Source organism: Lentilactobacillus dabitei (assembly GCF_019061365.1).
In the GTDB taxonomy this organism is placed as follows: domain Bacteria; phylum Bacillota; class Bacilli; order Lactobacillales; family Lactobacillaceae; genus Lentilactobacillus; species Lentilactobacillus dabitei.
Genome location: NZ_JAHPPD010000082.1, coordinates 1 through 11,556, shown reverse-complemented (window position 1 = coordinate 11,556; position 11,556 = coordinate 1). Strand labels below are relative to the sequence as shown.

The 11,556-nt window shown below is 42.1% G+C and carries 14 protein-coding genes; 7 read left to right on the top strand and 7 right to left on the bottom strand.

Annotated features, from left to right (window positions below):
- Positions 1-173: 173 nt before the first annotated feature.
- The 3 genes from KTE19_RS11045 to KTE19_RS11035 all read left to right on the top strand — a co-directional run bounded on the left by KTE19_RS11045 (position 174) and on the right by KTE19_RS11035 (position 2,919).
- Entirely contained in the window at positions 174-1,097 is a 924-nt protein-coding gene (locus KTE19_RS11045; protein ID WP_217161716.1) for a glutathione S-transferase C-terminal domain-containing protein, read from the top strand.
- 74 nt (positions 1,098-1,171) lie between these two features.
- Positions 1,172-1,492, top strand: coding sequence for a hypothetical protein (locus KTE19_RS11040; RefSeq protein ID WP_217342293.1), 321 nt, complete (start codon positions 1,172-1,174; stop codon positions 1,490-1,492).
- Between the two features lie 38 nt (positions 1,493-1,530).
- Positions 1,531-2,919, top strand: a complete 1,389-nt coding sequence (locus tag KTE19_RS11035; RefSeq protein WP_217342292.1) for a hypothetical protein — start codon at positions 1,531-1,533, stop codon at positions 2,917-2,919.
- Between the two features lie 82 nt (positions 2,920-3,001).
- Here KTE19_RS11035 and KTE19_RS11030 read toward each other — a convergent pair whose 3' ends face one another.
- Positions 3,002-4,003, bottom strand: a complete 1,002-nt coding sequence (locus KTE19_RS11030) for a helix-turn-helix domain-containing protein (protein WP_217342291.1) — start codon at positions 4,001-4,003, stop codon at positions 3,002-3,004.
- A gap of 96 nt (positions 4,004-4,099) precedes the next feature.
- Between KTE19_RS11030 and KTE19_RS11025 the strand changes: the two genes are divergently transcribed.
- Positions 4,100-5,374 (top strand): MFS transporter, encoded by a 1,275-nt coding sequence (locus KTE19_RS11025; protein WP_249778642.1) that lies wholly within the window; start codon positions 4,100-4,102, stop codon positions 5,372-5,374.
- A 13-nt stretch (positions 5,375-5,387) separates the two neighbouring features.
- Here the strand turns inward: KTE19_RS11025 and KTE19_RS11020 are convergent, their stop codons facing one another.
- Genes KTE19_RS11020 through KTE19_RS11005 form a run of 4 tightly spaced genes read right to left on the bottom strand, consistent with a single transcriptional unit; the run spans position 5,388 to position 7,703 of the window.
- On the bottom strand, positions 5,388-5,639 hold the full coding sequence (locus KTE19_RS11020) for a kinase to dihydroxyacetone kinase (RefSeq protein WP_217161720.1): 252 nt from the start codon (positions 5,637-5,639) through the stop codon (positions 5,388-5,390).
- Between the two features lie 22 nt (positions 5,640-5,661).
- Positions 5,662-6,300: a glutathione binding-like protein gene (locus tag KTE19_RS11015; protein ID WP_217161721.1), complete on the bottom strand. Its 639-nt coding sequence runs from the start codon at positions 6,298-6,300 to the stop codon at positions 5,662-5,664.
- Between the two features lie 53 nt (positions 6,301-6,353).
- Positions 6,354-6,644, bottom strand: coding sequence for an ArsR/SmtB family transcription factor (locus tag KTE19_RS11010; protein WP_217161722.1), 291 nt, complete (start codon positions 6,642-6,644; stop codon positions 6,354-6,356).
- Between the two features lie 42 nt (positions 6,645-6,686).
- Complete coding sequence (locus tag KTE19_RS11005) at positions 6,687-7,703, bottom strand: zinc-binding alcohol dehydrogenase family protein (RefSeq protein ID WP_217342294.1); 1,017 nt, start codon at positions 7,701-7,703, stop codon at positions 6,687-6,689.
- Between the two features lie 302 nt (positions 7,704-8,005).
- Here KTE19_RS11005 and KTE19_RS11000 point away from each other — a divergent pair, with 302 nt between their 5' ends.
- Together KTE19_RS11000 and KTE19_RS10995 are read left to right on the top strand one after the other, a co-directional pair.
- Entirely contained in the window at positions 8,006-8,356 is a 351-nt protein-coding gene (locus KTE19_RS11000; protein WP_217342290.1) for a winged helix-turn-helix transcriptional regulator, read from the top strand.
- A 144-nt stretch (positions 8,357-8,500) separates the two neighbouring features.
- A complete protein-coding gene (locus KTE19_RS10995; protein ID WP_217161724.1) occupies positions 8,501-8,785 on the top strand; it encodes a type II toxin-antitoxin system RelB/DinJ family antitoxin in 285 nt (94 codons plus the stop codon).
- 484 nt (positions 8,786-9,269) lie between these two features.
- On the opposite strand, the gene KTE19_RS10990 is transcribed toward KTE19_RS10995, so the two are convergent.
- On the bottom strand, positions 9,270-9,551 hold the full coding sequence (locus tag KTE19_RS10990; RefSeq protein WP_217161726.1) for an Mce/MlaD family protein: 282 nt from the start codon (positions 9,549-9,551) through the stop codon (positions 9,270-9,272).
- Between the two features lie 124 nt (positions 9,552-9,675).
- The gene (locus KTE19_RS10985; RefSeq protein ID WP_217342289.1) at positions 9,676-11,004 is read right to left on the bottom strand and encodes an MFS transporter; all 1,329 of its coding nucleotides are present in this window, start codon (positions 11,002-11,004) and stop codon (positions 9,676-9,678) included.
- Positions 11,005-11,090: 86 nt separating this feature from the next.
- Here KTE19_RS10985 and KTE19_RS14165 point away from each other — a divergent pair, with 86 nt between their 5' ends.
- Entirely contained in the window at positions 11,091-11,213 is a 123-nt protein-coding gene (locus tag KTE19_RS14165) for a hypothetical protein (RefSeq protein ID WP_283812261.1), read from the top strand.
- The last annotated feature ends 343 nt before the right edge of the window (positions 11,214-11,556 follow it).

The window sequence follows — 11,556 nt, the reverse complement described above, 5'->3', positions numbered from 1 at the left end:
TTTTTTATTCTAACGAGAAACAAAAAATCTGTCATCAGTAATAGATAAAATCTATTACCAACAACAGATATTGTAGAACCAGAATTATTTCAGTTAGGTCTTTTGTCTATCAAACGGCCGCCAATCTTTGTACACTAGAATTAAAGATTATACTCATTAGAGGAGTGATTGATATGAGTGATCAATTTAAACCAAATGATGCTTGCAGCTGGCAACCCAAAAAGACAACTGATTCACCATTTTCAAAGAAGTTTTCAACTGGGGAACTGCCGATTGAAGCCAATCGTTATCGATTAATTTGGGGCAGATTCTGTCCGTGGGCGACGCCGATTGCCACGATGATTGATTACACTGGTTTGAATCAGGTGATTTCTAAAGGAGCCATTTATTCGTTGCGTCACGCTGGGGTCAACGATAATTGGTTCTTTGGTAAAGGTGGTCAAAAAGATCCGGTCTTACAAACGGCCAGTTTGCGGGAAAATTTTGAAAAGACCGATCCAGGTTTCACTGGGCGGCCGACCGTGCCAGCTTTGGTTGACGTTAAGACCGGCAAAGTGGTCAACAATTCTTCCCAAGAGATCATGAATGAATTGGCTTCTTCTTGGCAGCCCTATTTTAAGGAAGGCGTAGCCGATGTCCTGCCAGCGTCAGAACGAACGCCAATTCTCGCGTTAACCAGCCAGATCATTACCGACATTACGTCAATTCCCGGCCAAATTGCTGCGGTTAAATCTCAATCTGAATATGAAAAATTAACCAACCAGTATTTTGATCGCTTGCAGTGGCTGGATGACCGTTTGGTTGAACGCCAATTTCTGATGGGCGATAACCTTACTGTTCCCGACTTTTGGCTCGTTGTGAGTCTCATTCGGTTTGACACTGTCTTTTACTTCCAGAGTAAATTGAACCAGAAGCAGTTAACGGATTTTCCCAACTTGTGGCGGTATGCCAAGACTTGTTACCAAATTCCTGCGTTCAAGCAGAATACGGACTTTCAAGCAATTAAAGAACATTTCTTCAAGGTTAGTGATGATCCGGTTGAGTCAATTGACCGGGTGATTCCAGTTGGACCTGATGAAAGTAAATGGATAGATTAAAATTGTTGGAACCCTTTATGCTACAATGATATCTAGATGTTTTTTACTACTGATGATTGTGAGGCAAAGGGTTTATGGTCGATGAGGCAAAGGCAACAAGTAACGGGGCATTTGGTTCACGAGTGGTTTTATTTATTAAGAAGTATTGGCTGACAGCGATTGCGTTTTTAGCCTTTAGTGTCATTAACGTGATTATGCTATTTCGTTATCACTGGTTATTTGGCGGCCAAGATCTACAATTTCACCTTCAACGAATTGACGAAATGTATCATAGTTTGATCAACGGCAACTGGAATCCATATCTGGCGACTTTTAACTTCAATCAATTAGGATCGGCTGTGATGAGTCTTTATCCGAAGTTGCCACTTTATTTGCAATTATACGACTGGTGGTGAAAGATGCCATCACTGGCTATTACCTGGGGATTATCCTAATGACCTTTTTAGGCCTCTGGGTTAGTTATGCGGCTTATCACTCCGTTAGAAAAGCGGATTCAGTCGGTGCATACATATTTGCCATTGCTTACGAGCTGTCTGGTTTAAATATTACCTATAACTTTTTAAGTGCCGACATTGGCATCAGCTTCACCTATTTGATTTTACCGCTGGCGTTTGCCGGCTATTATCATTGGGTAACTGCCGGGAAATTTCGGATGCTGGCAACTGCGATGACCATCATTTGCTTATCCCACGTTTTAAATACCTTAATTACGGTGTTAGCCCTGGTGATTTTTCTAATAGTCGATATCAAAAAAGTTCATCGTCAAAAATTGTTAAATTTGGGCAAAGCCGTTGGAATTACGGTGTTGCTGAGCAGTAGCTTTTGGGTGCCAGCTTTACATTTTGGTACCAGTATTAAAATGACTAAGCCATTTGCTTTTCCGCTAAATGGCATTAATTTATTGCAATATACCACAGCGGCTTTAAGCAACAATATTACTTATGGCTTTACGATTGTGGCTTTGCTGGGCTTTGTGCTGGCAGCTATCAGGTACCGTCATTTATCGCGTTTTAGTAAAGAAATATTTTGGGTTGGGATCGGTTTTGTGATTTTAAGCAGCAGCCTGATTCCATGGCACTTATTTCAAAACACGTCATTGAATCTGTTGCAATTTCCATGGCGCTTCTTAATTTTACCTCAGCTGGGCTTTACTTATTTGTTTAGTTCGATTGGCTCAGCTTTACTAAAACGAGTTCCCAAACGCACATATCAATTAGGGATTCTCAGCATTTTGACGTTGGTTGTCCTGGGCCTTTCTTTGAATTCACAGGCTGGGCGGGTAAACTTTGAACGGAAATCTCCGGAAATTAAAGCCGATCTTTATCCTGACAGTAATCAAATGCCGCTGGTTCAGGGAATCTTTTGGTATCGAGTGACTAATCTGCGACAGTATCGCCACATGATGACGTATCTGCCGGTTACTGATTATCTGCCGAAGATGAGTGATGACATGTTCAAAACGTTGCCAATGCAACGCGCTATCCAGGATAATAATCCCGCTGTCAATATTCCGGTGTTATCTAAAAGTCACTCGAAGGGTAAAAAGATGACTGTCGATATTGGGACGCCAATTAAGAGCTTGGCATTACCATTTGTGATCTATGATCGGCATTACACCGTGACTTTGGATGGTAAGCGTTACCCAGTAAAAGTCAATCAAAATCACGTGTTAACTATTAACCACTTATCAGTAGGTGAGCACACCATTCGGGTGAGTTACCATAACGACGGGCTGACCGCGATCATTTGTGGATTGACGTTGCTGGGGTTAATGGCCATCTTGTTGCCTCAAAAATGGCCAAAGACTACGAAACGACAATGAAATCAAACAGAAAATTAAAGAGTAAATGAGCGAATGGCAGCTAGATGTTTGGGGCTGCCGTTCGCTCATTGTTTGTTATTTGTTACATGATAAACAGCATCGATTTACCCGGCGTCTTCTGGTTTTGTTTGATAAGTTTGACAAACTGAATCAGCATCCCAGCCATCTTTGGTTCGTGGAGAATATGTAAGATATCAATTGCGTCTTGCATCTTGTCAGCCCCTTGTTTACCGTCAGAGTTAATGTAGTCGAACCAACCCTGATAGAATCTCAGCAAAATTGCATAGTTGCTGTCTTCTCTTTGAGCAACCAATTCTTGAAGGTGATGGAGGGGTTGGCGGGCCCAGTCAAGCTTGCGAAAATTGATATAGGTGCTAAATAAGCCAAATAGTAAACCGCCTTGGATGAGTGGCATGATTGGAAAAGTGGCATTGATTGATGTGCGTTTAATGGCGATTTTTTCAAGCTGGTGAACGGTTGTCAGTGGCATTGCGTAGTGGCTGATGCCAAATAGCAGTAGTTCAAATGAACTCCAATTTTCAATGTTATATAAATAAGAAATAATGGGTCGCATCATAATTCGAACCTTGCTAAATCTTTTATCCGTCGTCTGGGGTTGATTAGTGTCGATGTCGTTCTTTAATAATTCTGCTTGAACTTGGTGCAAAATTGCTAGCAGGTGATGCCAGTCGGCTGTACCAGAATTTTCCAGTTCCAGAATTTTTTGATTGAAGTACGTCATTGTTTTGGCAGGATTATTTTCATATTGCTGTTTTGATGAATCCAGATCTCGCATCAAGATTACTAACGGGGTCATGAAGTTGGCCGAGAGAAACATCGGGTTACCAATTAAAAAAGAAGATTTTGTTGCCAAGGTTGAATCTTTTCCCAGTAAGTACAGGAATTCTTCGGCGGAAAAATTAATTTTTCCCAGTAAGTGAATTAAGCGGGTAAAACTAATTTGTGAATCACCATTTTCAAACTTACTAATAAATGAAATGCTGTTATGCTCATCTGCCACCTGTTGAAGCGTTAAATGCCGGTCCTGCCGCAATTTTCGAAAGAGTTTGCCTGGTTCATTCATCGAATCACTCCAATTTAATTATCATATAGTGGAATTTTATCATTTCTAGTCTAGTTCTTAGATACAGTGAAAACAATAACTAGAGAGAAGTGGTTGATGATGAACTCGTATATTCGGAGTAAGGGGTTTCGGGCACTAATTAATGCGGCAGTTTTTAATGGCATTGGGAACAGTCTGTTTAATATTGTTTTCATCATCTATGCAGGTAGCTTGCCATTTAAGACTTTAGCAGTCAGTCTGGCCTCATTTGTTACTTATTTGCCCCAAATTCTGAACGTGGTGATTGGCTATTATGCAGATGGCACGCATCATAAATATTTGGCGATGGTAGCCGCCCGCCTCGGTCAATTTGGCTTGTTTATAGGGTTAGCGGTGCTAATGTTGGGATCGATAACGATTTGGACTTTCCTGATTTTGTTAGCGATCAATGTCATTAGTGATTGTCTGGGGCAGTTTTCTAATGGGCTTGAGCTGCCATATTTTAGACACCTCGTTCCCAATAACGAGTTGAATGCTGCCATGGGACTTGAGGTCGCAACGCAAACCACGTTACAGATGATCTTTCAAGGAATTGGTGCGGTGGGGATTGTTTGGTTAAACTATCGCTATAGTTTGTTTGGGATTATTAATGCTGTTACTTTTCTGGCGGCAGCGGGGGTAATTTGGCTGAATCGAGCCATCTTTATTGGCATTGATCCATTGCTGGCAGTCAATCAGGTGGCTGAAACGACCCCCAAAAAGCCACCCATGAAGGCCAGCTTAATAATGACTGGAAAATTGTTGTGGTCAAAGCGGCCACTCGTCATTGTGATCATATCTGCTTTTTTAGTTAATACGGTTGCTTGTGCACTAGATGGGCTAATTAATTTGGCAATCCTCCACAACCGCGCATTGTGGCTGGGAAACTATGGTAATAGTGTTGCAGAGGTAAATATTTGTCTCTCAGCTGGAACGGTGTTGGGCGCGCTCATTCAGCAAGACGGGTTGGCGAGAACAAACTTTTTACGGTTAAACGGGTATGTTTGCTTATCACTCGTTGGCTTGGCGGCAAGTTATATATTTAGTAATTCGCTGGTACTCATTACAATTGTGAGTGGACTAAGTGGGTATCTAATGGGGAAAGTAAATCCCCGCGTTTCGGCGGCGTTCATTAAGTTGATTCCAGACGATCAACTGGGTCGCTCAATGGGATTTGTGAATATGGTTGCTCTGGCAGGGGCACCGCTAGGTAGTGGTGTGTTCCTGACAATTGCTAATCTTGGAAAAAGTGGTCTGTTTAGTAGTTGGTTGATATTTGGAATTACTTCCTTCTTAATTGCGGTGGCCTCTTGGATCTGTGATGCTCGGAACTGGATGGCTACAGCGAAATGAGCCAAGTAACAACTTAGCCCTTCAGTCCCCGTGCTTGCCGATCCATATCCTCAACGACAATGTCAAAGATTTCGCCGAGGGAGGCGCAGTATTCTAAAATCTTCCAGGGATAATTGGTGTGGAAGTGAATTTTCATCAGGGCTTCATCGCCAACGGCCAGCAATGAGTCGCCGTCAAACCTGGCAAGAATTTCGTCGTTTAAATCATCTTCGCTAAGTGGGCAGCCTTCAATTAAGAGTTGGGTATCGTATTTGTATTTAATCATCGGTCAGTTTCTTTCTGAACTTCTAGTAGTTTGATTTTTCAGTTAATGAATGAGGGGCACCTTCAATTTGAAGCACCGCTTTGACACTGGGGATTTGGCGCATCCTCGTGTCAAAGTGTATTAAATTATGAAACTTTTCTAACGGATAATCAAGTCGTTGCATCCAGTTGGTCATCACAAATAAGTAAGGATCTGCAATCGTAAATTTGTTTCCCATCAGCCAGGGACCTGCAAAATGGTTTTCCACAAATTGCAGCCGGGGAGCGATCCGCTGCCAGATCAGCTGTTTAGAATCAGCCGTATTGGGCAGCCAATTGCCTTTACGAAACGGTGAAATAAAGTTCTTATGAAGTTCAGTGGCGATATAGTTCATCCAAATTCTGAGTTGCCAGTAGTTGCTTGAGTCCTGGGTAAACGAATAATGGTGATCAACCTGATGATCAATGTATTCTACGATAACCGCGCACTCCGTTAGGTATGTACTCGTATGAGTCTGGAGAGTTGGCACATAGGATTTTTCGTTTATCTGGTTGTAATCGCCCTGTTGCCAAGTCTTTTTGTCCAAATTCACTTTTTCCACTGAAAAGTCTAAGCCGCTATCTTCTAGTAAAATATGAGGTGCCATGGCACTGGTTCCTGATGCGTAAAACAAATTCAGCATACTAAGATCTCCTTGTTCGATTGTTATCGAAATACAAAGTAAAAAAGAAAAGACTACAAGGATTTCAGAAACGAGGGCAGGTATTCCTTAAAAGTCTTCTCGTTAATTGACAAGTATTTGGTTTGTGCAGCTTGGCGCGTGTTGGTTAGCCCAGCATGTCGCAGTGCCTTAAAGTGATACGAAACGGTTGATTTACTGATATTGAGCTGTTCGCTAACTTCCGAACAGGTCAGTTCCCGATCAGAATGATCCAGGATCCGTAAAATCCGAATTCGATTTGGTTCACTCAAGGTTTTGAAGATTTCTGCCAATTGATTGTCTTTTTTACTTTGTTCGATATCCATGGAACTAACATACGGCTAGAATATAAAATTGTCAAACTCGATTCATTCATTTGAAATGGCCACTTTGCCGATTTCGTGATTGGTTTCGACCAACGCATGGGCTCGTTTAAGGTTGGCAACGTTAATTGGTCGCAATACTTTCGTAACGGTTGAGTGAATGTCACCATTGTCCAAAAGGCTGGCAACTTCATCCAAAATTTGATGCTGGGTGATCATGTCGTCAGTGTGATAATACGATTTGGTGTACATCCATTCCCAATTAAAGGAAGCAGCTTTCTTGGTCAATTTTTGCAAATCAATCCCGCGCTTATTTTCGGTGATTGCGCAAACCGCACCCTCTGGCTTGATAAGCTCGATAATCTCATTCCAATGCCCATCGAGGTCATTTAAATTGAGAATATAGTCAACATAATGGAAACCAAGTTTGCGAACTTCGGTAACCAAGTTTTTGTGATGGTTAACGGTATAATCAGCGCCGTTTTGAAGGACCCACTTGATTGTCTCAGGGCGAGAGGCACTGGCAATTACTTTGAGACCGGCCAAGTGAGCGAGTTGGGTTGCAATTGAGCCGACGCCCCCGGAACCGTTAATGATGAGGATGGTTTGCCGAGCGTTTTGCTCGCGTGCCTTGTCAATCCCTAATCGTTCAAACAATGCTTCCCAGGCGGTTAAGCTGGTAAGCGGCATGGCACCAATTTCAGCGGCGGTTAATTTGGTCGGTGCGTGACCGACAATCCGCTCGTCAACTAACTGGTACGCACTATCTGATCCGGAACGGATAAAGGAACCCGCGTAAAAGACTTTGTCGCCTGGCTTAAAGAGTGATACTTCGTCACCGATCTGTTCAACAATTCCGTAAGCGTCCCAGCCAATCACTTTGGGTTGCTTTAGAGTTCCCCGACCATGCCCGCGGACACCCACATCTACGGGGTTAACCGAGGTGGCGATTACTTTAACCAGAAGATCGTGACCTGCTGGGTTGGGGACCTCTTCTGTAAATTCTTCAAGACTATTTGGATCGTTAATTGGTAAATGTTTCGTAAAGCCGATTGCTTTCATTGTTATCATTTAAATTTTCTCCTTTTTTATTAGTGAGCAGATCCAAGCGGTTAGAGATCGGAGTGTAAGTCTCCTCGAATAGAAATTTTGGTTTTGGGAATTTTTGTTCGAGGTGCTTACGCGCAGATTGTTGCTTTGCGCAGCTGTCCTAACTACATTTCCAGTGTAAAGCGCTGAAATTTCAATACAAGACGTGAATTTTAATTAACTAAGTTACAATTTTTTCACCTCGGAAAATCGTTGAAACACCGATTTGAATGGCTTATGATGGATTTAGCTAAATTAGGAAAGAACTGATATGAATGAAACGCCGCGTTTATGATTGTCAAAATGGATGTCCGGTTGAAAGCACCTTGCAAATTATTGCTGGAAAATGGAAGAGCGTCATTATTTATCATTTGATGGCTGGCACTGAACGCTTCAATGATCTGCAAAAGCAAATGCCAGATTGTTCACGGCGAATGTTGGCCCTGCAGCTGCACGAACTTCAAGCAGATGGCGTCATCCAAAAGAAAGTTTATCCGGTCATTCCAGTTAAGACTGAATATTCACTGACTGGCTTTGGCCAAACCCTGCGCCCGGTTATTACCGCGATGGAAACTTGGGGCAACTTGTATAATCGACGGGCAACCCGCCAAGCGGCATCTGACTGACTTTATGCAGATGTTCAGTTAACTACTTAAATATAAAATGGGCCATGCAAAATGCTAAGGTCGAAAGATAATCGTTGACAATTAATGAAAGTTTTGTATTCTAAAGTTGAATTGTGTTACACTTGTCATACAAGAGGTGATAAGATGGCAAAGACTGATTTAAAACCTGCAACGGTGTCTGTTCGAATTAATCCGGATGTAAAAAAGCGCGCAATTGAAAAGTTAGCAAAATCTGGACTGTCATTATCAGATTATACGCGAATTGCAATTACGAGCGTTGCCAATGATGGGCTGCCGAAGTACTTTGGTATTCCCAATTCAGAAGTTTTAGGTGCTGTTAATGAAATGATTGATGATGCTACCGGAAAAAAGCATATGCCCGAGGCTCATGATCTGAATGAACTAAAGGAACGGTTGAATGATGACTAATATTATAAAATATTCCTCAAAGTTCAAACGCCACTACAAGCGCGTTTTGAAAGGCCCTCGTTGGCAGAAGATATTTTATGATAATTTGCCATTGGAAATTACACGGACGGAACAGAAATTCACGCCCTTTGATTTCATTATTACGTGTCTCGAAAGAGATATACCCATTCCAAAATATTTTTACGTTCATCCGATAACGCTTCCAAAAAAGATGGTTCAAAGGTTAAAGTCGGCCTTTGGACATACATATACAAAAATTGCGTGTTTAGATCTACATTTCGATGGCCACAATGGTGATCATTTATTGATTTATGCCACAAACGCAGATGCTAACCTTGTATATTTACTTGAAATTGGAACTCATAGTGAGTTGTTTTAGTAGTTAAGTAACCATGTTTGAAAAAGGGATCCCCATCCTTAGACATTAACGTCTATCGATGAGGATCTTCTTTAGTAACGGTCATTTACAAAATCCAATGATTGGCTAACTAACTCCTTTAGCCTTTAATTCCAACTCAATTTTTTCGAGGTCGGCGAGGGTGCCAATCGTACATTCATTGATTTGGGCGCTCTTTTTGATGTGAGCCATCAAAGTGAACAGGTCACCGGGAATTTCCCAATGTTGGTCGGTATGATCAGCATAGACAGTTACGGCTCCATTTCGATTGTCGACTCGGTAGCTGATTTGATGCTGCTTCCTGGTTACCTGATTGTAGTCTTCAAAGGCAGCCCGCAGTTGTTGCATTAATTCGTTGTGATCGATCATGTTTCACCAGACTTTCTTCTAAATTCATTATAGTGAGAAAGTTCGTGAAATTACAAGAAAATGAAAAGCTGAACTAAGCAGGGCTATTTTGGGAACATCGCCTTAGGCTTTTTCACAATATCCATTACTTCGTATAATCAATTGACTTGGTTTCTTTGGTTGTTAATAAAGCGATCAGTGAGATCACAGCCATTAAAGCTAAATAGTAGCCAACGGAGTGAATGCCCCACTTATCAACCAAGAAAGACGCGATGGTTGGCGCAAATGCGGCACCGATGATGGCGGCTAAGTTGTAGGCAATTCCAGAACCGGAGTACCGGGTGCTGGTTGGGAACAATTCTGGCAATAAAGCGCCAACTGGTCCGTAGATGATACCGTAGATGAAGAAGCCAACGAAGATGAAGAACAGGCCGCCGGCAAGGTTGTGCTGTCCCTGGAAGAAGAATGGGAATACCAATGCAAACGCAATGATCATGAGGGTCCCAGTTACCAGAATCCGTTTGCGGCCAATTCGGTCTGCGAAGAGTGAGGCGACCATAATCATGACCCCGAAAAGGACGACGCCCATCATCAATAATAAGAGCCATTCACGGTTATTGAAGCTCATGGCTGTTGTTACGTAACTGAGGGACCAAGTTGTTAACAGGTAGAAGAATGTGTAAGCAACCCCCATGATAAAGGTACCTTTGAGGATTTGAGCCCAGTTTTTCTTGAAGACCTCTGCTAATGGTGACTTTTGAACTTTTGATTGGTTCATTGCCAAACGGAACAGTGGGGTTTCCTGCATCTTTTCCCGAACCAACAACCCAACAACCACAAGGACCGCTGAGGCCAAGAATGGGATCCGCCAACCAAAGGCCTGCATTTGGGCTGGGGTCAGTGTGGATTCAAGAATGAAGTAAAGCCCATTGCTTAAGAAGAAGCCAATTGGGGCACCAAGTTCAGGGAAGGCGCCATATAGGGCCCGTCGATTTGCTGGTGCATTTTCGGTAGCGACGAGGACTGCTCCGGACCACTCACCACCAAGGCCAATTCCTTGAATGAAGCGAGCTAAACATAATAAGACGACTGCGAAAATGCCTAAGGTTGCGTAGCCGGGAAGAACGCCAATAACCACTGTGGCGGTTCCCATGGTTAGTAATGAAACGACCAACGTTTTCTTGCGGCCTAACTTATCGCCAAAGTGACCAAAAACTAATGATCCGAATGGTCGGGCGACGAAGGCAACCCCGAAGGTTAAAAGACTTAAGATAAGGGCAATCGCTGGGGTTAATTTAGGGAAAAAGACGTGGGGAAAATATATAGCGGCTGCAGTTCCATATGCATAAAAATCAAAGAATTCAATGGCGGTCCCAATCATTGACGCCAAAATGACTGTCTTCACGGGATCTCTTTGTAACGTGTCTGACGCGGGTTCTACTGAATTTACGGTTGTTTCTGGCGTATCTTCCATAAAACTGTCACTTCCATTTCTATATATTTGTAACAAAAATCAAATTTGGATCTCAAACAGTTAATCACCTCCCTGGGGATAAAAAAATGCCAAGAACTGAATTGATAGTCCTTGGCGAATGCACCAACTCTGCCCGCAACTTGCGGGCACTCAAATTAGCCCACAGTATTAATAATGATAATAATGCCGGCAATTGGGTGAAGTTGTAAGTTTGAGTTGGTCATATTTTTTATCTCGCTTTTTCGAATTGATGTTATCTTATCAAAGCATAAATTAGATGAAAATAATTCAAATAATTTTTGACCTTTTGACTAATCAGGCTGATATGTCAACATTTATGACGGGAAATTCTCATTTTATTCTAATTTAAGGACAATTTGTTCCTTATAAACGAAATGATTGTTTATTCGAGTATCAAGATATCTTATCTGGCAATGAGGTTGTGTTTATATTTTTCAGATCTATAATTAACTCTTGAATTGTCAAATTAAGTGCAACACTACATTAAAGAATATTTCATAAGGCGTTTTCCATCCGAGACATTTACGGGGA